The following is a 22,274-nucleotide window of genomic DNA, read 5'->3' as shown; positions in this document are numbered from 1 at the left end:
AATCAGGCGGACAGACGGGCGCGACCCTTGCTACGGCGAGACGCGAGAATCGCGCGGCCGGCACGGGTGCGCATACGCAGCCGGAAGCCGTGGGTCTTGGCGCGACGACGGTTGTTCGGCTGGAAGGTGCGCTTGCTCACTCGGGGGCTCCAGAAAGAATCAGTAGTGGCGGGGTGCCGTCCTGGCTGTCACCGTGCGCCCACGAGTAGCTCGCAGTAACGCCCAAGTGCACCGCTGTCCGATCACCCTTGACGTGATCTGTGCCCTTCGGAGGCAGGCGGCAGCAGCCATCGACAACTCGACCTGGGTACGGTACGCGCGGCTGCGCCATCCGGTCAAACCCGCCGCCCGCGAGGGACACTGTCCACAGCCTGGGGACAACGACTTGAACCGCAGCCGTCGCGCTGACTACCGTGACTGGACTCCGATTCGTTCCCATGTCCCCCGCCCCACCCGTTTTAGATACCGACCCGTCCCGCACCACACGTTCGTGGGACCTGTGAGAGAGCGTGCCCTGTGGCTGACGTACCTGCCGATCTTGCCGCAGTGTGGCCACGAGTTCTCGAGCAGCTTCTCGGCGAAGGACGCGGACAGGGCGTCGAGACGAAGGACGAACACTGGATCCGCCGTTGCCAGCCGCTCGCGCTGGTCGCGGACACCGCGCTGCTCGCCGTGCCGAACGAATTCGCCAAGGGCGTACTAGAAGGGCGCCTCGCCCCGGCCGTCAGCGAGTCGCTGAGCCGCGAGTGCGGCCGCCCGATCCGTATCGCGATCACCGTCGACAGCTCCGTCGGCGAGTCCCAGGCCCCCGCGCCCGCCCCGGCGCCGCGCTACGAGGACCAGGAGCTGCCCACGGGCCAGGGCGGCGGCTACGAGGGCTACGGCAGGCGCCGGCCGGACGCCCACCGTCCCGTCCGCCCCGACCAGTACCCGGGCGCCCAGAGCGACCAGCTGCCCCCCCATCGCACGGGCCCCCAGCCGTTGGACGGCGGCGACCACCTCCCGACCGCCCGCCCCGCCTATCCCTCGGAGTACGCCGAGTACCAGCGTCCCGAGCCCGGCGCCTGGCCGCGCCACCACCAGGACGACTACGGGTGGCAGCAGCAACGGCTCGGCTTCCCGGAGCGTGACCCCTACGCCTCGCCGTCCCAGGACGCCTACGGCCCGCAGGAGACCGGGTACGGCCACCAGGACGCGTACGGGCCCGCCAAGGACTCCTACACGCAGGACTACCGCTCCCCGTCGATGGAGCGCCCTCCGTACGACCAGCCGCGCTCCGACTACGACCCGTCCCGCGGCGAGTACGACGCCCGTGACTACGACCAGCGCGACTACGACCAGCGCGACACCGGCCGCCGCGAGCCGCCGGAGCCGGCCGGCCCCGGTCATGTGCACCGCGGCGGCCCGGTCGGCCCGAACCTGCCCGCCACCGGCGCCCCCGGCCCGCTGGCCGCGCAGCCCGCGCCTGCGGCCGGCCCCGGCGAGCCGACCGCGCGTCTGAACCCCAAGTACCTCTTCGACACGTTCGTCATCGGCGCGTCCAACCGCTTCGCGCACGCGGCCGCGGTCGCCGTCGCCGAGGCACCCGCCAAGGCGTACAACCCCCTGTTCATCTACGGGGAGTCCGGGCTCGGCAAGACGCACCTGCTGCACGCGATCGGCCACTACGCGCGCAGCCTGTACCCGGGCACGCGCGTGCGCTACGTGAGCTCCGAGGAGTTCACCAACGAGTTCATCAACTCCATCCGCGACGGCAAGGGCGACAGCTTCCGCAAGCGGTACCGCGAGATGGACATCCTGCTCGTCGACGACATCCAGTTCCTCGCGGACAAGGAGTCGACGCAGGAGGAGTTCTTCCACACGTTCAACACCCTCCACAACGCCAACAAGCAGATCGTGCTCTCCAGCGACCGGCCGCCCAAGCAGCTCGTGACGCTGGAGGACCGGCTGCGCAACCGGTTCGAGTGGGGCCTGATCACCGACGTCCAGCCGCCCGAGCTGGAGACCCGCATCGCGATCCTGCGCAAGAAGGCGGTGCAGGAGCAGCTGAACGCCCCGCCCGAGGTGCTGGAGTTCATCGCCTCCCGGATCTCGCGCAACATCCGCGAGCTGGAGGGCGCGCTGATCCGGGTGACGGCGTTCGCCTCGCTCAACCGGCAGCCGGTGGACCTGGGCCTGACGGAGATCGTCCTGAAGGACCTCATCCCCGGCGGCGAGGACTCGACCCCCGAGATCACCGCGACGGCCATCATGGGGTCGACCGCGGACTACTTCGGTCTCACGGTCGAGGACCTGTGCGGCACCTCGCGCGGCCGCCAGCTGGTCACGGCCCGCCAGATCGCCATGTACCTGTGCCGCGAGCTGACCGACCTGTCCCTGCCGAAGATCGGCGCGCAGTTCGGCGGCCGCGACCACACCACCGTGATGCACGCGGACCGCAAGATCCGCGCGCTGATGGCCGAGCGGCGCTCCATCTACAACCAGGTCACGGAGCTGACCAACCGCATCAAGAACGGCTGAGAACACCCACAGCGGCGCTCAGGGCGCCTCCGGGATCCACTCCCGGAGGCGCCCTGAGTCGTTGTGGCGCCCTGCCCTGAGGCGCCGTGGCGTCCTGCCCGAGCCGTTGCGGCGTTCTGCTCCGAGCCGTTGGCCGTCCACCGCTGTTCGAATCCGCGGCGGGTTACGGCCGTCCTCCACAGATTCGCCGACTTTTTTCCGTCCACATCCTGGGGACCGGGAAGTTGTCCAGACTGCTTCCACAGGCTGTGCGGCCGCCCCATCATCCGCCCAGCTCAGAGGCCTGTGGAATGGTGGACGAACGATCTCCACAGACTGTGGATGAAGCGGATGTCCACAGGCGGCGACCGGAGTTGTCCACCGGCAACCCACAGGCCGGGGGCTGTTGTCCCCAAGGATCGGCCGCTTCTCCACACCCCTGTCCACTGTTCGGCAACGCGACGCCCCCGGTCACCGCGTCGAGTGAAAGCCGTCACACCGAGCCGTGCGGTTGGCATGTGGGAAACCCGGGTAAAGCTGGGGACGCAGCTGGGGAGAACTGCCCTCAGCCTGTGGGCGGGGTGTGCAGAACTTCCCGTTCTCCACAGAGACGGTGAGTTGTCCACCGGTCCCACCCACAGGGCCCGTGGACAAAATTTCCGCGCTGAGCTGGGCAAACGTGGTTATCCACGGTATCCACAGGCCCTACTACTACTCCCAACCAGAGAGAGAGCGGAATCCGTTTCGAAGCGGGTCCTGTGCACAACTCGAGCTCTCGAGCCCGACCGCGCCTCGCAGCGACTTGACCCCGACGGGCACCTACTGTCAGTGCCGTGCGTCAGACTGGTCCCCGGTGTCCTTCCCGTCCCAGTGGGCGGTGACACCGAGTCGGAGGACTCAGTAGCAACAGCAGGAGGCGGCTTACGGTGAAGATCCGGGTGGAACGCGACGTACTCGCGGAGGCAGTGGCGTGGGCGGCACGCAGCCTCCCGGCCCGTCCGCCGGCGCCTGTTCTCGCCGGCCTGCTGCTCAAGGCGGAGGACGGCCAGCTGAGCCTGTCCAGCTTCGACTACGAGGTCTCGGCGCGGGTGTCCGTGGAGGCCGAGGTCGAGGAGGAGGGCACGGTCCTCGTCTCCGGCCGCCTGCTCGCCGACATCTCGCGCGCCCTGCCCAACCGGCCGGTGGAGATTTCCACAGACGGTGTACGGGCGACGGTGGTCTGCGGCTCCTCGCGCTTCACCCTCCACACCCTGCCTGTGGAGGAGTACCCGGCGCTCCCGCAGATGCCGAACGCGACGGGCACGGTCCCCGGCGAGGTCTTCGCCTCCGCCGTGCAGCAGGTGGCGATCGCGGCCGGCCGCGACGACACGCTGCCCGTGCTGACCGGTGTCCGCATCGAGATCGAGGGCGACACCGTCACGCTGGCGTCCACCGACCGCTACCGCTTCGCGGTCCGCGAGTTCCTGTGGAAGCCGGAGAACCCGGACGCCTCCGCGGTCGCCCTGGTGCCCGCCAAGACCCTGCTGGACACCGCCAAGGCGCTCACCAGCGGCGACAGTGTGATCCTGGCGCTGTCCGGCTCGGGCGCCGGTGAGGGCCTGATCGGCTTCGAGGGTGCCGGACGGCGTACGACCACGCGGCTGCTGGAGGGCGACCTCCCGAAGTACCGCACTCTGTTCCCGACCGAGTTCAACTCCGTGGCCGTCATCGAGACCGCCCCCTTCGTGGAGGCCGTCAAGCGCGTGGCCCTGGTCGCCGAGCGCAACACCCCGGTGCGCCTGAGCTTCGAGCAGGGCGTGCTGATCCTGGAGGCCGGCTCCAGCGACGACGCACAGGCTGTGGAGAGGGTCGACGCGCAGCTGGAGGGCGACGACATCTCGATCGCCTTCAACCCGACGTTCCTGCTGGACGGCCTCAGCGCGATCGACTCCCCGGTGGCGCAGCTGTCCTTCACGACGTCCACCAAGCCGGCGCTGCTCAGCGGCAAGCCCGCGCTGGACGCCGAGGCGGACGAGGCCTACAAGTACCTGATCATGCCGGTGCGCCTGAGCGGCTGAGCCGGCTGCCTGCCGGGCGCGTTTCCGCAGGTGGCGGCCTCAGGTCGGGGCATACGAATGAGCGGGTATGCCCACGGATGTGCGCGAGCGTCCGGGTCTAGGCTCGGACGCGGGTACGAAAGTGCCGCAACGCCACGTCGTGAAACCTAAGGAACGCAACTGATGGAGCTCGGTCTCGTCGGCCTCGGCAAGATGGGCGGCAATATGCGCGAGCGGATCCGCCGCGCCGGCCACACCGTCATCGGATACGACCGCAACCCGGACCTCGCCGATGTCCACAGCCTGGAAGAACTTGTGGGCAAGTTGCAGGGCCCGCGCGTGGTCTGGGTGATGGTCCCGGCCGGCGAGCCCACCCAGGGCACGATCGACGCCCTCGCCGAGCTGCTGGAGCCCGGCGACGTGGTCGTGGACGGCGGGAACTCCCGCTGGACGGACGACGAGAGGCACGCCGAGGAGCTGGCCGCCAAGGGCATCGGATTCGTCGACTGCGGCGTCTCCGGCGGCGTGTGGGGCCTGGAGAACGGCTACGCGCTGATGTACGGCGGCGACGCGGACAACGTCGCCAAGGTGCAGCCGGTCTTCGACGCGCTCAAGCCGGAGGGCGACCTCGGCGCGGTGCACGCCGGCAAGGTCGGGGCGGGCCACTTCGCCAAGATGGTCCACAACGGCATCGAGTACGCGATGATGCAGGCCTACGCCGAGGGCTGGGAGCTGCTGGAGAAGGTCGACTCAGTGGAGAACGTCCGCGAGGTCTTCCGTTCCTGGCAGGAGGGCACCGTCATCCGCTCCTGGCTGCTCGACCTGGCGGTGAACGCCCTCGGCGAGGACGAGCACCTGGAGCAGCTGAGGGGCTACGCGCAGGACTCCGGCGAGGGCCGGTGGACCGTGGAGGCGGCCATCGACAACGCCGTGCCGCTGCCCGCGATAACGGCCTCGCTGTTCGCGCGGTTCTCCTCGCGTCAGGACGACTCGCCGCAGATGAAGATGATCGCCGCGCTGCGCAACCAGTTCGGCGGTCACGCCGTGGAGAAGAAGTAGTTCACCGGACCGTCTCGGCGGTCCGCAACGCCGGGGGAGGTCGGCGAACGACCATGCACGTCACGCACCTGTCGCTGGCCGACTTCCGCTCGTACGTCCGGGCCGAGGTGCCGCTCGACCGGGGTGTCACGGCGTTCGTCGGCCCCAACGGCGAGGGGAAGACGAACCTCGTCGAGGCGATCGGCTACCTGGCCACCCTCGGCAGTCACCGGGTCACCTCCGACGCTCCGCTGGTCCGCGTGGGCGCCGAGCGTGCCGTGGTCCGGGCGCAGGTGCGACAGGGCGAGCGGCAGCAGCTGGTGGAGCTGGAGCTGAACCCCGGCCGGGCCAACCGCGCCCGTATCAACCGCTCCTCGCAGGTCAGGCCGCGGGACGTGCTGGGCATCGTGCGGACCGTGCTGTTCGCGCCCGAGGACCTGGCACTGGTCAAGGGCGATCCCGGGGAGCGGCGGCGGTTCCTCGACGAGCTGGTGACGGCGCGTTCCCCGCGCATGGCGGGGGTGCGCTCGGACTACGAACGGGTGCTCAAGCAGCGCAACACACTGCTCAAGTCGGCCGCGCTGGCGCGTCGCCACGGCGGCCGTTCCATGGACCTGTCCACGCTGGACGTGTGGGACCAGCACCTGGCGCGGGCCGGCGCCGAGCTGCTCGCCCAGCGTCTCGACCTGGTCGCCGCGCTGGAGCCGCTGGCGGACAAGGCGTACGAGCAGCTGGCGCCCGGCGGCGGTCCTGTGGTGCTGGAGTACAAGCCGTCGGCGCCGGGCGAGGCGCACACGCGTGAGGATCTCTACACGCAGCTGATGGCCGCGCTCGCGGAGGTCCGCAAGCAGGAGATCGAGCGGGGCGTGACGCTCGTGGGGCCGCACCGGGACGACGTGGTGCTCAGGCTCGGACAGCTGCCGGCGAAGGGGTACGCCTCGCACGGGGAGTCCTGGTCGTTCGCGCTGGCGCTGCGCCTGGCGTCGTACGACCTGCTGCGCGCGGAGGGCAATGAGCCCGTGCTGATCCTCGACGACGTCTTCGCGGAGCTGGACAGCCGCCGCCGTGAGCGGCTGGCGGAGCTGGTGGCGCCCGGTGAGCAGGTGCTGGTGACCGCCGCGGTCGACGACGACGTACCGCACGTGCTGACGGGTACGCGGTTCGCCGTGTCGGACGGGACGGTGGAGCGCGTATGAGCGGCGAGCATGACACGGGCCGGGGGAAGGCGCCCGAGCCGTCGGGCGTGGACCTCGCGCGCGTGGCATTGCGTGCGGCGAAGGAGGCCGCACGCGCGCGTGGGGACGCGACGCAGCAGCGGAGGCAGGCGAGGCGGGGTGGTCTGCGTTCCGGGGCGCGGGCGGACGGCCGTGATCCGATGGCTCTCGGAGCGGCGATCAACCGGCTGATCACCGAGCGCGGCTGGGAGGCGCCGGCCGCGGTGGGCGGTGTGATGGGGCGCTGGCCGCAGATCGTCGGTGCGGACGTGGCCAAGCACTGTGTGCCGGATCGCTACGACGAGGACGAGCGGGTGCTGTCCGTGCGCTGCGACTCGACGGCGTGGGCGACGAATCTGCGGCTGCTGGCCCCGACGCTGGTGGCCCGGCTCAACGAGGACCTGGGGCACGGCGCGGTCCGGACGATCAAGGTGTTCGGGCCGGGCGGCGGTGGCCGCCGGTACGGTCCGCTGCGGGTTCCGGGCAGTACGGGACCCGGCGACACCTATGGGTGACAGACGTCACACAACGAGGCCCCGACGGCCCTTTCGGGATGCGTGACGGGGGTCCTTCGCGCACCCGCACGCCCTTGCGATTCCCTACCTGACCCGGGAGTAGCGAAGTGTTGACGCCCGGAAGCGCTGAGTGCCGCTGTGAGCCTCTTGGAGCCCCCTTGTGCATATCGGGACCCGGCCAAGACCGGTTGAGGGCGCCACATGCGTACTCAGGTACCGGCAAACCCCCATCACTGTCGGCGCTACCGGTAGACTGGAAGCGATCCCGCCCCAATCGTGGGGACCGTCCGGGAAAAGCTGAGCAACGCTGATCAAGGCTTACCAACGCAACATGCCGCAGCCGCTCCGGCAACCCTCCCCGAGGGGGCACCCCCAGGAGCCCGGCTCGTGCTGTGCCAGAAAGGGCGCTTCGTGGCCGATTCCGGCAACCCCAACGAGAACATCCCGTCCACCGACGCCGGCGTGAACGGGGCCGCATCCTCGAACGGTGAGGTCACGGCCTCCTACGACGCCAGCGCGATCACCGTCCTCGAGGGTCTGGACGCGGTCCGCAAGCGACCCGGCATGTACATCGGTTCCACCGGTGAGCGCGGCCTGCACCACCTCGTGTACGAGGTGGTCGACAACTCCGTCGACGAGGCGCTGGCCGGACACGCGGACACCATCGACGTGACGATCCTGGCCGACGGCGGCGTGCGCGTGGTCGACAACGGCCGCGGCATCCCGGTGGGCATCGTCCCCTCCGAGAACAAGCCGGCCCTGGAGGTCGTGCTGACCGTCCTGCACGCGGGCGGCAAGTTCGGAGGCGGCGGTTACGCGGTCTCCGGTGGTCTGCACGGCGTCGGCGTCTCCGTGGTCAACGCCCTGTCCTCGAAGGTCTCCGTCGAGGTCAGGACCGACGGCCACCGCTGGACCCAGGACTACAAGATGGGCGTTCCGACCGCCCCGCTGGCCAAGCACGAGGCCATCGAGCGGACCGGCACGTCGGTCACGTTCTGGGCCGACCCCGACATCTTCGAGACCACCGAGTACTCCTTCGAGACGCTGTCGCGGCGCTTCCAGGAGATGGCGTTCCTCAACAAGGGCCTGACGATCAGGCTCACCGACGAGCGCGAGTCGGCGAAGGCGACCTCCGGGGCGGACGAGGCGGGCGCCGACGAGAAGGACGAGGTCAAGTCCGTCACGTACCACTACGAGGGCGGCATCGTCGACTTCGTGAAGTACCTCAACTCCCGCAAGGGCGAAGTGGTGCACCCCACCGTCATCGACCTGGAGGCCGAGGACAAGGACAAGAGCCTGTCCCTCGAGGTCGCCATGCAGTGGAACGGCGGCTACAGCGAGGGCGTGTACTCCTTCGCGAACATCATCCACACCCACGAGGGCGGTACGCACGAGGAGGGCTTCCGCGCGGCCCTCACGAGCCTGATCAACAAGTACGCGCGCGACAAGAAGCTGCTGCGCGAGAAGGACGACAACCTCACGGGCGACGACATCCGCGAGGGTCTGACGGCGATCATCTCGGTCAAGCTGAGCGAGCCGCAGTTCGAGGGCCAGACCAAGACCAAGCTGGGCAACACGGAGGCGAAGACCTTCGTCCAGAGGGCCGTCTACGAGCACCTCAACGACTGGCTGGACCGCAACCCGGTCGAGGCGGCGGACATCATCCGCAAGGGCATCCAGGCGGCCACCGCGCGTGTGGCGGCCCGCAAGGCCCGCGACCTCACCCGCCGCAAGGGCCTGCTGGAGTCGGCCTCGCTGCCGGGCAAGCTCTCCGACTGCCAGTCGAACGACCCGACCAAGTGCGAGATCTTCATCGTCGAGGGCGACTCCGCCGGCGGCTCGGCCAAGTCCGGCCGCAACCCGGAGTACCAGGCGATCCTCCCGATCCGCGGCAAGATCCTCAACGTCGAGAAGGCGCGGATCGACAAGATCCTGCAGAACCAGGAGATCCAGGCGCTGATCTCCGCGTTCGGCACGGGTGTGCACGAGGACTTCGACATCGAGAAGCTCCGCTATCACAAGATCATCCTGATGGCGGACGCCGACGTCGACGGCCAGCACATCAACACCCTGCTGCTGACCTTCCTGTTCCGCTTCATGCGGCCGCTGGTCGAGGCCGGGCACGTGTTCCTGTCGCGCCCCCCGCTGTACAAGATCAAGTGGGGCCGCGAGGACGTCGAGTACGCGTACTCCGACCGTGAGCGCGACGCGCTCCTCGAGATGGGCCGCCAGCGCGGCAAGCGGGTCCGTGAGGACTCGATCCAGCGCTTCAAGGGTCTCGGCGAGATGAACGCCGAGGAACTGCGCGTGACCACCATGGACCAGGAGCACCGCGTGCTCGGCCAGGTCACCCTCGACGACGCCGCGCAGGCCGACGACCTGTTCTCGGTCCTCATGGGCGAGGACGTCGAGGCCCGCCGCCAGTTCATCCAGCGCAACGCCAAGGACGTCCGCTTCCTCGACATCTGAGTCGGTCTCAGCTGACCGCATCAGGAAGGATCCTCACCAGCAATGGCCGACGAGAACACTCCAGTCACCCCTGAAGAGGGCGGCGACCTCGTTATGCGCGTCGAGCCCGTCGGGCTCGAGACGGAGATGCAGCGCTCGTACCTCGACTACGCGATGTCCGTCATCGTCTCGCGTGCGCTGCCGGACGTCCGGGACGGTCTCAAGCCCGTCCACCGCCGCGTGCTGTACGCGATGTACGACGGCGGCTACCGCCCCGACCGCGGCTTCTACAAGTGCGCCCGCGTCGTCGGCGACGTCATGGGCAACTACCACCCGCACGGCGACTCCTCGATCTACGACGCGCTGGTCCGCCTCGCGCAGCCGTGGGCGATGCGGATGCCGCTGGTGGACTCCAACGGCAACTTCGGTTCGCCGGGCAACGACCCGGCGGCGGCCATGCGCTACACCGAGTGCAAGATGGCGCCGCTGTCGATGGAGATGGTCCGCGACATCGACGAGGAGACCGTCGACTTCACGGACAACTACGACGGCCGCTCCCAGGAGCCGACCGTCCTGCCCGCCCGCTTCCCGAACCTGCTGATCAACGGCTCGGCCGGTATCGCGGTGGGCATGGCGACGAACATCCCGTCGCACAACCTGCGCGAGGTCGCCTCCGGTGCCCAGTGGTACCTGGAGAACCCGGAGGCCTCCCACGAGGAGCTCCTCGACGCGCTGATCGAGCGGATCAAGGGCCCGGACTTCCCCACCGGCGCGCTCGTCGTCGGCCGCAAGGGCATCGAGGAGGCGTACCGCACCGGCCGCGGCTCGATCACCATGCGCGCCGTGGTCGAGGTCGAGGAGATCCAGAACCGCCAGTGCCTGGTGGTCACGGAGCTGCCGTACCAGGTCAACCCGGACAACCTCGCGCAGAAGATCGCCGACCTGGTGAAGGACGGCAAGATCGGCGGTATCGCGGACGTCCGCGACGAGACCAGCTCGCGCACCGGCCAGCGCCTGGTGATCGTCCTCAAGCGGGACGCGGTCGCCAAGGTCGTCCTGAACAACCTCTACAAGCACACCGACCTGCAGACGAACTTCGGCGCCAACATGCTGGCGCTGGTCGACGGCGTGCCGCGCACGCTGTCGCTGGACGCGTTCATCCGCCACTGGGTGACGCACCAGGTCGAGGTCGTCGTCCGCCGTACGCGGTTCCGGCTGCGCAAGGCGGAGGAGCGGGCGCACATCCTGCGCGGTCTGCTGAAGGCCCTGGACGCCATCGACGAGGTCATCGCGCTGATCCGGCGCAGTGCGACCGTCGACGTCGCGCGTGAGGGCCTGATGAGCCTGCTGGAGATCGACGAGATCCAGGCCAACGCCATCCTGGAGATGCAGCTGAGGCGACTGGCCGCCCTGGAGCGGCAGAAGATCGTCCAGGAGCACGACGAGCTCCAGGCCAAGATCAACGAGTACAACCGGATCCTCGCCTCCCCGGTCCGCCAGCGCGGGATCGTCAGCGAGGAGCTGGCGGCGATCGTCGAGAAGTTCGGCGACGACCGCAAGACGAAGCTGATCCCCTACGAGGGCGACATGTCCATCGAGGACCTGATCGCCGAGGAGGACATCGTCGTCACGGTCAGCCGCGGCGGCTACATCAAGCGGACCAAGACCGACGACTACCGCGCCCAGAAGCGCGGCGGCAAGGGCGTGCGCGGCACGAAGCTGAAGGAAGACGACATCGTCGACCACTTCTTCGTCTCCACCACGCACCACTGGCTGCTGTTCTTCACCAACAAGGGCCGGGTCTACCGGGCGAAGGCCTACGAGCTGCCGGACGCCGGCCGGGACGCGCGCGGTCAGCACGTGGCGAACCTGCTGGCCTTCCAGCCGGACGAGGCGATCGCCCAGATCCTCGCGATCCGCGACTACGAGGCGGCGCCGTACCTGGTGCTCGGCACCAAGGCGGGCCTGGTCAAGAAGACGCCTCTGAAGGATTACGATTCTCCTCGCTCCGGCGGTGTCATCGCGATCAACCTGCGTGAGCAGGAGGACGGTTCCGATGACGAACTGATCGGGGCCGAGCTGGTCTCCGCCGATGATGATCTGCTTCTGATCAGCAAGAAGGCGCAATCGATCAGGTTCACCGCCTCAGACGACACTCTGCGTCCGATGGGCCGTGCCACCTCGGGTGTCAAGGGCATGAGTTTCCGCGGTGGCGACGAACTGCTCTCGATGAATGTTGTTCGAACCGGTACGTTCGTGTTCACTGCCACCGATGGCGGGTACGCCAAGCGGACCCGTGTCGACGAGTACCGCGTCCAGGGCCGCGGCGGCCTCGGCATCAAGGCCGCCAAGATCGTGGAGGACCGCGGTTCGCTCGTGGGAGCGCTGATTGTCGAGGAGACCGACGAGATCCTCGCCATCACGCTCTCGGGCGGTGTGATTCGTACGCGAGTCAACGAGGTCAGGGAGACGGGCCGTGACACCATGGGCGTCCAACTGATCAATCTGGGGAAGCGCGATGCCGTCGTCGGTATCGCACGTAACGCCGAGGCGGGGCGCGAGGCGGAGGAAGTCGACGGCGACGTGGCCGTGGACGAGACCGCCGAGGGGGCCGCGACCAGCGGCACGGACGAGGGCGAGGTGTCCTCGGCCGAGTAGCACGAGGAGAGAGTCATCGTGAGCGGAGCCACGGGCGCCGGATCGGCCGGTACCTCCACTGGTACGGGAGCGGACGGCGGCGGCCGTGGCTCCGCCGCGCCTGCGACGGACACGCATACGACCAACCTGCAGGCGATCAAGTCGCCGGCGGCCGATGCGCACACGCCCCACACCCACGGATCCCAGGGGGGAACGGTGTCGGACACCCGAGGTCCGCAGGCCCAGCAGGCGAACGCCGCGGCCGGTCAGCAGGCGGCGGGCTCTCCGCTGCCGGGTGAGCGTCAGCAGCAGCAGCCCTCCGGGCCGTACCACCCGCCGCAGGCCTACCCGGCGGCCGAGTCCGCCTCCCAGGCGGTGCGCCGGCCGCGTACGGGCGCGCGTACCGCGCCGCGCACCCGCAAGGCCCGGCTGCGCGTGGCCAAGGCCGATCCGTGGTCGGTGATGAAGGTCAGCTTCCTGCTCTCCATCGCCCTGGGCATCTGCACGATCGTGGCGGCCGCCGTGCTGTGGATGGTCATGAACGCGATGGGTGTGTTCTCCACGGTCGGCGGGACGATCTCCGAGGCCACGGGCTCGAACGAGTCCAACGGCTTCGACCTCCAGTCCTTCCTGTCCCTCCCCCACGTGCTGATGTTCACGTCGATCATCGCCGTGATCGACGTGGTCCTGGCGACGGCCCTCGCGACCCTCGGAGCGTTCATCTACAACCTCTCCGCGGGCTTCGTCGGCGGCGTCGAGCTGACGCTGGCGGAGGACGAGTAACCGGCCGGCTGTGCCCTCCACGGCGCCTGCGGCGGTGTCGCGAAACGTCCGCTGACGCTCCTCCGACAACCGATTTTGGGACTGCCCCCCTCGTGCGCTAATCTTCAGGAGTCAGCGCGCGGGACACACACCGCAGAGCGCGGCGGGGCTATAGCTCAGTTGGTTAGAGCGCATCCCTGATAAGGATGAGGCCACAGGTTCAAATCCTGTTAGCCCCACCAGCACGAAGACCCCCGGTCCAGTAGGACTCGGGGGTCTTTTGGTGTACCTGACTCGGGAGTGTGCATGGGGCCGCGCCTCAGGAAGATCGGCGACCGTCTGGTGACCGGCGTCGCACTGGTGTGGTTCGGCCACCAGGCCCTGTACGGACAGGGAATCCAGCGGATCGTCTCCATCCTCATGCTGGTGATCGGAGCGGTGACCACTGCGGGCGCCCTGTTCGAGCGCGTCAACCCCCGGCCGAAGCGGCGCCGGTCCCGTGAACGGGATGCCGGCGGGGAGTCCGAGGCCTGAGGGGCCGGGGCGCGGACGCAGGTGAAGCTCCCCGGCCGTGGTGGCCGGGGAGCTTCGCGTTCTGCGGCTGGTGCTGTACGCGAATCGCCGTTACGTCAAGGGTGCGGGTGGAGGCGCCGGCCGGGCCGGTGCGGTCCTGTCAGCGCTGGAGGGGGATGGTCGGCCGGGCCGGTGGTTCGTCCGGGAGGCATCGGGGTTCGGCGGCGAGGGAGAAGGCGTCGGCCGGCGGGCGGTGACGGCAGCCCGGGGTCCTTCCGTGGGCCTCGGCGCGGATGCGCTGTTTCATCGTCGGTGGCAAGGACGGGGTGTGGGGCTTGGACAAGGACGTCGTCGTCTGTGCCGGAACCGGTGCGGTTCTCTTGGGCGCCGTCTCGGGCTTCGGCGCGGCCGCGGCCGCGGAGGCGGCCGTCGTGGTGATGAGTCCGAGCGCCGTGCAGAGCGCGAGGAAGGCGGTGACGATGGCGGTCCACAGCTTGATGACTTTGTGCTGGTCCATGGCCCCTCACTTTCGGGTTGGGCGATTTGCGTACTTTGCTCATCATGTGTATGAGCCCCGCGAAGTGGTGGACCGACGCCCGTGGCGCGGCGATCTTCGGATGAACACCACTCGGATGGGCGCATGAGCGGCGAAAAGGTGCGAAGGTGGGATGAGCGCACCCAAAGTAACCGTCCGTGCGGGTGCGATCACCCTCCGGTCGGAGCGGTTTCGTCCGCACCTACTGCGCTCGCGCGCACGGCAGTTGACAGCCGACGCAGGTCACCGATCGGTATCGGCCGGTGTGTATAGTCGGGCGCCAGAGGTCCCCTACGTCAAGGAAAGACGAGGTCGCGCGGTGAAGAAGCTTCTCCTGGTCGCACTGGCCGCCATCGGCGGGCTCCTCGTGTACCGCCAGATCCAGGCGGATCGCGCCGAGCAGGATCTGTGGACGGAGGCGACTGACTCCGTGCCCACGGGTTCGTGAGCACCGACATCCCGGACTGAGCAGGCCCCGACCGCCGTAGCGGTCGGGGTTTTGTGTTGTGGGGCCCCGGTTCGGGTGGGTGCGCTCTCGTGTTGCGGGGTCGCGGAGGGTGAGGTAGGCGTCGCTTCCTGGGACCGTTGTCGCGTGTGCGCCCGGGGAACGCACGGATGGCGCAGCGGCCCCCGGGGAATGATGGGCGACGTCCGGAGGGACGGAACGCGAGGGGTGGCGCGGGATGGTTCGGCGTGGGGCGGGACGGCAGGCGACGGCAGGGCGCTCACGGCGTGATCGGCGCGGCCGACGCCTCTCGCACAACCTCGCCGCGCGCCTGGCCGTGACCGTGGCGGCCCTGTGCCTCGCGGCGGCCGGCCCCGGGCCGAGCGCCCTCGCGGCCGGTGAGCCGGACCCGTACGCCTTCACCGACGGTGCCCGGTCCGTGGCCGGAGCCACGAGCACCACGGACGCCGTACGCCTTGAGCCGGGCCGCACCTACAGGAGTTCCCTGCCGGGCAGCGGCAGGCTCTACTACCGCCTCGACCTGGACGCCACCTCCACCGCCTACGTCTCCGCCACGGCGGTGCCCGGAGCCGGCACCGCGGTCGCGGCCACCGACGGCCTCAGGATCTCGGTGCAGGACGACCGCGGCGCCTCCTGCTCCGCGCAGACCGCCCGCTTCGGCCCGAGCCGCAGCCCGCATCCCGTCGCCGCGTGGGGCGCGCGTGAGGTCTCCTCCGGGCGCCCCCTGTGCCAGGGTGCCGGGTCGTACTACGTCCTCGTCGAACGCCTAGGCGCCAAGGGATCCTCGTCCGACACCTGGCCCCTGGAGCTCGCTGTCGCCTCGGAGCCGCCGTTGAAAGACGCCGGGGCCACGAGCGCGCCCGAGTCCTGGAACTCCGCCTCGCCCGAGCCGGTCACCGGCCAGGCGGCCGAACGGGCCGGCGGCGCCGGGTTCGCCGCGGCGAGCACGGTCGGGCAGGGCGTGTGGCGCACCCGGATCCGCCCCGGCCAGACCCTCTTCTACAAGGTCCCCGTCGACTGGGGACAGCAGTTGAACGCCGGCGTCGAGCTGGGCAGTTCCAGCGGCGGCAGCGGCTATGTGAACGGCGCGCTGACCCTGTCGCTCTACAACCCGGTGCGCGGATACGTCGAGGAGGCGTACGCCGGTTACAGCGGCCGGCAGGCGTCCGCCGCCCTCGCACCCGTGCCGCCCGTCACCCACGCCAACCGCCGCGGCTTCGCCGCCCAGGTCAAGGGGATGCGGTTCGCCGGACTCCACTACCTGGTCGTGCACCTCGCCGCCCAGACCGCCGACTCCTTCGGAGAGGGGCCCTACGGCCTGCTCCTGCGTGTACGGGTGGACGGCACGGCGCAGCCGGGTCCGGACTACGCGGGCCGGTCCGAACCCGGGCAGCTCTTCGAGGTCACCGCCCACGACCGGGTCGCGGCGACCCCGGCCGGGGCGGCGGACGACTCCGCGGCGCTCCGGGCGCTCGCCGTCGGCGGGATCGGCGCGGGAACGGTCCTGCTGACCGTCCTCGGGGTGTGGACCGTGGTCGCCCGGCGCAGGGCCGAAGTCCTGTAGGGCGGCGGGAGGGGCGCGGGGGCCGCGATCGCCGGGGGCGGGCTGGGATCGGCTCGTGGCGCGCCCTACAGACGGCTCAGGGCCCAGAAGCCGACGGTGTAGCAGGCCAGCGCGAGGAGCAGCAGCGGGACCGCCACCGTCGCGGGCGGGCCGGGGCGGCGGGGCCGTCCGGCGCGGTGGCGTGAGACCCCCCGCGCCGGAGCGGGAACCTGCGGGGACTGGGCGGTGTAGGAAGCGGTGGAGGCATCGGCGCGCTGCCGCGGATCGGGGGAGGGCAGCGCGTGGGTGGGGTCGTGAGGGGAGACGTGGGCCGCGGGTCGGGGCGCGGACTGGAACGGGGGTCGGGCCGCGGGTTCGAGGGGCACGTCGCCGGACGAGGGGTCGGACGAGGGCGGGGCGGCCGGTGCCGGGGGGACGGTCTGCGGGGGCATGGTTCGCGGGGGCGCGGCGTGGGAGGGAACAGCCTGCGGGGGAGCGCCCATAGGCGGTGGGACCTCAGCCGACGGGGTGGCGGTCAGGGGCGGTGGCAGGTGGAAGCTGCCGGTGTCGGACATGGTGGAGGGCTGGGGCGGCTCCGACGGCGAACCGCCGCCGTCCGTGCTCGGCGCCGGCCCGGTCCCCTCCCGGGGATCGAGACGCGGGTCCGGCACGCTCCCGGTACCGGAAGCGGTGCCGGCACCGGATGCCACGGAACCGCCGTTGCCGGAAGCGCCGGCCCCGGCACCGGGAATCCCGGAACCGCCGACCGCGCCGACCGCGCCGGAACCGCCGGAACCGCCGACCGCGCCGGAACCGGTGGAACCGCCGACCGCGCCGGCTGAACCGACGGCACCGGCCGCACCAGCGGAACCGGCGGGACCGGCTGAACCGGCTGAACCGGCGGGACCGGCTGAACGGGTGGGATTGGCCACACCGGCCACACCGGCCGAGCCAGCCCCACCGGACGCCCCCGTCCGACCGACCGTCACCCCAGGGCTCCGGGTGAGCGGGCCCTCGGGGCCGAATCCCGGTGGCAGGGTGCCGAGTTGGTCGAAGATCTCGATCAGCTCGTCGTCGGGGCCCGGCTCCGGCAGAAGCTCGGCGCACGCGGCGAGAGCCTTGCGCGCACCCGTCGCGGTACGGAACCTGGCCTGCGGATCGGGTTGCAGCAGGGTCGCCACGACCTGCCACAGCGGCTCGGGAACACCCTTGGGCGCACCGGGAGTTCCGTGCTCGGCGAAATACTCCACGAGTGCTCTGGCGTCCGGCTTGGCGCCCTGGAGCAGGTAGAGGGCGACCAGACCGGTGGCGAACAGGTCGGCGGGGAAGTCGGGTTCGGCGCCCATCATCTGCTCGGGAGCGAGGTAACCCGGTGTCCCCACCACCAGGTTGGTCTCCGTCAGCCGCGGTTCGCCCAGCCGCATCGCGATGCCGAAGTCCGACAGCCGCAGCCTGGGACGGCCGGTACCGGTGGCTTCCAGCAGGATGTTGGCGGGCTTGATGTCACGGTGCACGACACCTTCCGCGTGCACCGCCGCGAGGCCCGACAGCAACTGGTCGAGCAGGGTGCGGACGAATGCCGGGGGCAGTGGGCCGTAGTCCCCGACCAGGTGGACCAGGGAGCCGCCGGCCACCAGGTCCATGGTGAACAGGACCTGGTCGTCGTCGGCGGCCCAGCTGGCCGGCGCGAGCACGTGGGGGTGGTCGATCCGCAGCGCCTGCTCCCGTACGAAGCGCAGCAGGGAGTGCGCGTCGCGCTGTTGGAGGACCTTGGCGGCCACGTACCGGCGACGGCGGTGGTCCCAGGCCCGCCACACCGCGCCGACTCCACCGCGCCCGACCGGGTCGGCCAGTTCGTACCGGCCGGCGAAGACCTCACCCATGGCTGTGCGTCGCTCCTCCCCCTGAGGCTGTCCCCCCTCGCATCCCCCTCGGCACGCGACCCGACGCGCGATACGGCCCCCGCGGTGTCAGTTCTGGTGGGACTGGTAGTGCGTGACCGCGTCCGAGGTGCGGCCGGCGCCGTACACGCGGAGGAACTCCGCCAGTTCGGGGTGGCTGGGGGCGAGGGTGTTCGCGGCGTCGATGATGTCACCGGCCGCCGCGACCGAGCGGAGCAGCGACTGGATCTCGCGGACCACCCGCTTGACCGTCGGTGCCCCCGAAGTGTTCGACGTGTGCGTGGTGTTGCTGAGCACCGAGCCGCCCTGCGACCGCTTGATCTCCTCCATGCGCTCGGTCGCCTCGGCCGCGCTGACGCTGCCGTCCGCCACCTGGGCCGCCAGTTCCTGGAGAAGTTGAACGCGTTGGACGACCGCGGGATTGCCGATCTTGGCGCGCTGGCCGCTCATCAGCTGCGACAGCATCGGGGCGGACAGTCCCAGGACCCCCGCCAGCCGGGCCTGGTTGAGCCCGAGGTCGTCTATCAGCTTGCGGAAGAGCGCCCCCAACGGCTCCCCGTACCAGTTCCGCTGCAGTTCCCGCGCTTTTGCGGTGGCTTCCTGCTGTGCGGCGTCCATTGCGTCTCCCCATCGCTTCCCCAAGTACCGCGGTTCGCTGTAGCGAACCACGCGGAGCATCTTACGGAGAGTGGTCGGCCGCGGGGAGCCCCAATCTTTTTGCGAGATCCGGGGGGTGACCCGGTACTCTGGTCTGCGGCACCCGACCGGTGGACGGATCCTCCGGCCGGATGCTGTCTTCCGGGGCCTTAGCTCAGTTGGTAGAGCGCTGTCTTTGCATGGCAGATGTCAGGGGTTCGACTCCCCTAGGCTCCACCAGTGAAATGCCCTCTGATCTGCGGAAACGCGGTATCAGGGGGCATTCTTCATGCGTGCGCGGGGCCCGCGCGCGGCGACGGCTACGCCGGGAGTTCCTCCACGTAGCGCTTCGCGAAGAGGAGCGAGACGTACGGGTAGGTCCGCCGTACCGCCTTGATGGCGGCGACGTAGCCCTGCTCCTCGCGCACCCGCTGGATCTTCTCCTCGTCGACCTGGCCCCGGAATCCCTCGAAGGAGCCGTAGCGCTCCCAGAAGGCCTTCTCGCGCTTCTTCGAGGCCCGCTCGCCGGCGACCGCCAACGCCACCGTGACGCCGATGGCGACGGTTCCGGTGATTCCGTCGAGCATGTGCCCCCCTCGAACCTTGTCGGTGCCCGGACGACCTCAACCTACCCGCTCGTAGGACCGGGAACCGTGTGAACGCGTCAAAAAGCCCGCCCGACCAGCGGAGACACCGGTCAGGCGGGCTCTTTCGTCTCCGGGGGCGGCCCGGCCCTACTCGTCGCGGTCCGACGTCTCCTCGTCCTCCTTCGCCTGGACCTCGGGGTCCAGCACGGACTGGCCGGTGCCGTCCACGGACGTCAGCCGGCCCGACTCGGGCACCTCCGTAGCGGCGGGCGGTTCCACCAGCCAGTCGGGGTTGGCCTGCTTGTCCCACCACTTCCAGGCGGCGAAGGCACCGCCGGCGAGCGCGCCCGCCAGCGCCAGCAGCTTCACCACGCGCCCGGCCCGCGCACGCCGCTGCTGCGTGCGGGCCAGCTTCTGGATCTTCCGGGCCGGGACCTGACCGCGCAGCGCCACCAGTGCGGCGGCTCCGCGCGCGGCGGCCTCGTCCGCGACCGGCGCCGCAGCGGCCATCGCCTGCTCGATCCGCGGCCGGGAGTACTCGGCGGCCTGACGGGCGGCCCGGCGCGTCCGCTCGGCGGCTTCCTGGGCGGCCTGGTCGACCTTCGGCGGCACATGGGCCATGGCCTGGGTGCGGGCCTGCTCCATCCGGGGTGCGACATGGGCGCCGTACTGGACGCGGGCCTGGTCGGCGGCCAGCGTCACCTTCGGCGCGAGCCGTACGCGTGCCTCGTGCGCGTAGTGCGCGGCCCTTTCCCTGGCTGTGTCGGCGTAGGGCGCCACCACTTCCGCGGCGTGCAGCACGCTGTCCTTCGCCGAGCCGGTCGCGGCGCGCACGCTGTCGATGCGGGTCACGGGTTCCTCCTCCTCGGTGGCGTACGGTAATTCGACTTTCCACCCTTTTACGGATCATGCCTGCCGACGGGCCCGGTGGCATGTGCGACCGGGCATCCGGGTCACGGGTGACGCCCGTGGGCGCCGCGCCGGCCCCGCCGGCCGGAAGTCCGCCGGGAAGGCGGGCACGTGCGGCAGGGGCCGAATCGACAGGGGACGAAATCGACAGGGATGAATGCGGCGCAAAAGGAGCTTGTCGTCGACAATGCCACGGATCGGCGCGCCGCGCTCCCGCCCGGAAGGACTCGCCCGGTTCTCCGCAACCGAATCGACGGATCTCCCCCCGGAACAGGGCGCCGGGCGACGCAGGGCGCGGGCCGTGCGAGGATCGGGGAGTCACAGGAAGACAACGGAAGGCAGATCGTGGCTGAGCAGCTCTACGCCACCCTGAAGACCAACCACGGCGACATCGAGGTCCGGCTCCTGCCGAACCACGCTCCCGAGACGGTCCGGAACTTTGTCGAACTCGCCACGGGCGAGCGTGAGTGGACCCACCCCGCCACCGGCGAGAAGTCCAGGGCGAAGCTCTACGACGGCACGGTCTTCCACCGGGTGATCAGCGGTTTCATGATCCAGGGCGGTGACCCGCTGGGCAACGGCACCGGCGGTCCCGGATACCAGTTCAAGGACGAGTTCCACCCGGACCTCGCCTTCGACAAGCCCTACCTGCTGGCCATGGCCAACGCGGGTCCGGGCACCAACGGCTCGCAGTTCTTCATCACGGTCGCCCCGACGTCGTGGCTGAACCGCAAGCACACCATCTTCGGCGAGGTCACCGACCCGGCCAGCCAGAAGGTCATCGACTCCGTCGCCTCCGCGCAGACCAACCCGCGCACCGACCGCCCGCTCAAGGACGTCGTCATCGAGTCGGTCGTCGTCGAGACCCGCGAAGGCTGAGTCAAGGGCTCGTCCCGACAGCCCCGCGAGGGAACCAAACGCCCCGCTTGTCCGTAAGGATGGGCGGGGCGGTGCGTTGCCCACGAGCAGCCGCGGCCGTGCTTCGCGGAGGACGAGCCGGGCAGCAGGACAGCAGGACGAGCAGGACGAATCGAGGGGAGCCCCATGGACCAGGCACCAGGCAGCCCGACGGGCCCGGCGGGCCAGGACCCGGCGGACCAGGGGCCGCCGGACGCCCACAGCCTGCCGGCCTGCTACCGCCATCCGGGTCGCGAGACCGGCATTCGCTGCGTCCGCTGCGACCGGGCGATCTGCCCCGAGTGCATGGTCGACGCCGCCGTGGGCTTCCAGTGCCCGGACTGCGTCCGAGGCGGCTCCGGCACCGGCCACCCGCCCGCCGCGTCGCGGCCCCGCACGCTGGCCGGCGGCACCATGACCGCCGACCCCCGGCTGCTCACCAAGATCCTCATCGGGATCAACGTCGCGGTGTTCGTCGCGGTCAACGTCGACTCCTCGCTCCTGGGGGACCTGGTCCTGATCGGCGCCTGGCCGCCGGCGCCCTTCACCGCCACCTCGGGTGTCGCGGACGGCGAGTGGTACCGCCTGGTGACCTCGATGTTCACGCACCAGGAGATCTGGCACATCGGCTTCAACATGCTGAGCCTGTGGTGGCTGGGCGGCCCCCTGGAGGCGGCCCTGGGCCGGCTGCGCTATCTGGCGCTGTACTTCGTCTCCGGGCTCGCGGGCGGAGCGCTGACCTACCTGCTCGCCTCGCCCAGCCAGGCCTCGCTCGGCGCCTCGGGGGCCATCTTCGGCCTGTTCGGCGCCACCGCGGTGCTGATGCGCCGGCTCAACTACGACATGCGGCCGATCATCGCCCTGCTGGTGATCAACCTGATCTTCACCTTCAGCTGGAGCGGCATCGCCTGGCAGGCGCACATCGGCGGTCTGGTCGCCGGTGTGGCGGTCGGGTACGCGATGGTGCACGCCCCGCGCGAGCGGCGGGACCTGGTGCAGTACGGCACGTGCGCGCTGGTGCTGGCGGTCGTCGTCGTGTTGACGGTGCTCAGAACGATTCAGCTCACCTGAGAGCGCCCGTTGTCCACAGCCGGTGTCGGATCTTGTGCATAGCGTGCGGGAATGGGTGCGCCCCCTG

Annotated in this window: 19 protein-coding genes and 2 tRNA genes; 15 read left to right on the top strand and 6 right to left on the bottom strand. The window is 70.2% G+C overall.

The features are described from left to right. Nucleotides 1–2: 2 nt before the first annotated feature. Nucleotides 3–140 (bottom strand): 50S ribosomal protein L34, encoded by a 138-nt coding sequence (rpmH, locus tag ACIP4X_RS12490; RefSeq protein WP_003956500.1) that lies wholly within the window; start codon nt 138–140, stop codon nt 3–5. Between the two features lie 376 nt (nt 141–516). On the opposite strand from rpmH, the gene dnaA reads away from it, so the two are divergent. The 10 genes from dnaA (at nt 517) to ACIP4X_RS12440 (ending at nt 13,683) form a co-directional block, all read left to right on the top strand. Continuing rightward, the gene (dnaA, locus tag ACIP4X_RS12485) at nt 517–2,520 is read left to right on the top strand and encodes a chromosomal replication initiator protein DnaA (RefSeq protein ID WP_391459279.1); all 2,004 of its coding nucleotides are present in this window, start codon (nt 517–519) and stop codon (nt 2,518–2,520) included. Between the two features lie 905 nt (nt 2,521–3,425). Next, nucleotides 3,426–4,556, top strand: a complete 1,131-nt coding sequence (gene dnaN, locus ACIP4X_RS12480; RefSeq protein ID WP_358733268.1) for a DNA polymerase III subunit beta — start codon at nt 3,426–3,428, stop codon at nt 4,554–4,556. 162 nt (nt 4,557–4,718) lie between these two features. Beyond that, on the top strand, nt 4,719–5,594 hold the full coding sequence (gnd, locus tag ACIP4X_RS12475) for a phosphogluconate dehydrogenase (NAD(+)-dependent, decarboxylating) (RefSeq protein WP_358733267.1): 876 nt from the start codon (nt 4,719–4,721) through the stop codon (nt 5,592–5,594). Nucleotides 5,595–5,647: 53 nt separating this feature from the next. Next, complete coding sequence (gene recF, locus ACIP4X_RS12470) at nt 5,648–6,769, top strand: DNA replication/repair protein RecF (protein ID WP_391459282.1); 1,122 nt, start codon at nt 5,648–5,650, stop codon at nt 6,767–6,769. Next, nucleotides 6,766–7,302, top strand: a complete 537-nt coding sequence (locus ACIP4X_RS12465; RefSeq protein ID WP_358733263.1) for a DciA family protein — start codon at nt 6,766–6,768, stop codon at nt 7,300–7,302. Before recF ends, ACIP4X_RS12465 begins: the two co-directional genes overlap by 4 nt. A 387-nt stretch (nt 7,303–7,689) precedes the next feature. Then, on the top strand, nt 7,690–9,771 hold the full coding sequence (gene gyrB, locus ACIP4X_RS12460; RefSeq protein WP_358733261.1) for a DNA topoisomerase (ATP-hydrolyzing) subunit B: 2,082 nt from the start codon (nt 7,690–7,692) through the stop codon (nt 9,769–9,771). A 42-nt stretch (nt 9,772–9,813) separates the two neighbouring features. Beyond that, a complete protein-coding gene (gyrA, locus tag ACIP4X_RS12455; RefSeq protein ID WP_358733260.1) occupies nt 9,814–12,408 on the top strand; it encodes a DNA gyrase subunit A in 2,595 nt (864 codons plus the stop codon). Nucleotides 12,409–12,426: 18 nt separating this feature from the next. Continuing rightward, nucleotides 12,427–13,170, top strand: a complete 744-nt coding sequence (locus ACIP4X_RS12450; RefSeq protein WP_391459286.1) for a DUF3566 domain-containing protein — start codon at nt 12,427–12,429, stop codon at nt 13,168–13,170. A gap of 144 nt (nt 13,171–13,314) precedes the next feature. Continuing rightward, nucleotides 13,315–13,391 (top strand) — tRNA-Ile (locus tag ACIP4X_RS12445). Between the two features lie 64 nt (nt 13,392–13,455). Further along, the gene (locus tag ACIP4X_RS12440) at nt 13,456–13,683 is read left to right on the top strand and encodes a hypothetical protein (protein WP_401348083.1); all 228 of its coding nucleotides are present in this window, start codon (nt 13,456–13,458) and stop codon (nt 13,681–13,683) included. Between the two features lie 139 nt (nt 13,684–13,822). Here the strand turns inward: ACIP4X_RS12440 and ACIP4X_RS12435 are convergent, their stop codons facing one another. Then, nucleotides 13,823–14,179, bottom strand: coding sequence for a DUF6344 domain-containing protein (locus tag ACIP4X_RS12435; protein WP_358733254.1), 357 nt, complete (start codon nt 14,177–14,179; stop codon nt 13,823–13,825). 337 nt (nt 14,180–14,516) lie between these two features. Between ACIP4X_RS12435 and ACIP4X_RS12430 the strand changes: the two genes are divergently transcribed. Together ACIP4X_RS12430 and ACIP4X_RS12425 are read left to right on the top strand one after the other, a co-directional pair. Next, a complete protein-coding gene (locus tag ACIP4X_RS12430; protein WP_003999697.1) occupies nt 14,517–14,645 on the top strand; it encodes a DLW-39 family protein in 129 nt (42 codons plus the stop codon). 235 nt (nt 14,646–14,880) lie between these two features. Further along, nucleotides 14,881–16,227: a hypothetical protein gene (locus tag ACIP4X_RS12425; RefSeq protein WP_391459290.1), complete on the top strand. Its 1,347-nt coding sequence runs from the start codon at nt 14,881–14,883 to the stop codon at nt 16,225–16,227. A 65-nt stretch (nt 16,228–16,292) separates the two neighbouring features. On the opposite strand, the gene ACIP4X_RS12420 is transcribed toward ACIP4X_RS12425, so the two are convergent. Together ACIP4X_RS12420 and ACIP4X_RS12415 are read right to left on the bottom strand one after the other, a co-directional pair. Further along, complete coding sequence (locus ACIP4X_RS12420) at nt 16,293–18,089, bottom strand: protein kinase (RefSeq protein ID WP_401348080.1); 1,797 nt, start codon at nt 18,087–18,089, stop codon at nt 16,293–16,295. Nucleotides 18,090–18,176: 87 nt separating this feature from the next. Then, nucleotides 18,177–18,725, bottom strand: a complete 549-nt coding sequence (locus ACIP4X_RS12415; RefSeq protein ID WP_326803266.1) for a DNA-binding protein — start codon at nt 18,723–18,725, stop codon at nt 18,177–18,179. A 182-nt stretch (nt 18,726–18,907) separates the two neighbouring features. On the opposite strand from ACIP4X_RS12415, the gene ACIP4X_RS12410 reads away from it, so the two are divergent. Next, nucleotides 18,908–18,983 (top strand) — tRNA-Ala (locus tag ACIP4X_RS12410). An 80-nt stretch (nt 18,984–19,063) separates the two neighbouring features. Here the strand turns inward: ACIP4X_RS12410 and ACIP4X_RS12405 are convergent. Both ACIP4X_RS12405 and ACIP4X_RS12400 read right to left on the bottom strand, forming a co-directional pair. Then, a complete protein-coding gene (locus ACIP4X_RS12405; RefSeq protein ID WP_401348076.1) occupies nt 19,064–19,330 on the bottom strand; it encodes a hypothetical protein in 267 nt (88 codons plus the stop codon). A 147-nt stretch (nt 19,331–19,477) separates the two neighbouring features. Then, nucleotides 19,478–20,182 (bottom strand): DUF5324 family protein, encoded by a 705-nt coding sequence (locus ACIP4X_RS12400; protein WP_358733247.1) that lies wholly within the window; start codon nt 20,180–20,182, stop codon nt 19,478–19,480. 402 nt (nt 20,183–20,584) lie between these two features. Here ACIP4X_RS12400 and ACIP4X_RS12395 point away from each other — a divergent pair, with 402 nt between their 5' ends. Then, complete coding sequence (locus ACIP4X_RS12395; RefSeq protein ID WP_358733245.1) at nt 20,585–21,118, top strand: peptidylprolyl isomerase; 534 nt, start codon at nt 20,585–20,587, stop codon at nt 21,116–21,118. A 165-nt stretch (nt 21,119–21,283) separates the two neighbouring features. Continuing rightward, nucleotides 21,284–22,207 (top strand): rhomboid family intramembrane serine protease, encoded by a 924-nt coding sequence (locus ACIP4X_RS12390; RefSeq protein ID WP_391459301.1) that lies wholly within the window; start codon nt 21,284–21,286, stop codon nt 22,205–22,207. Nucleotides 22,208–22,274 lie beyond the last annotated feature (67 nt).

The organism is Streptomyces sp. NPDC088817 (assembly GCF_044750345.1).
Lineage (GTDB): Bacteria > Actinomycetota > Actinomycetes > Streptomycetales > Streptomycetaceae > Streptomyces.
Note: the sequence above shows the minus strand (reverse complement) of the source record. Positions and strands in the feature narration are given on the sequence as shown.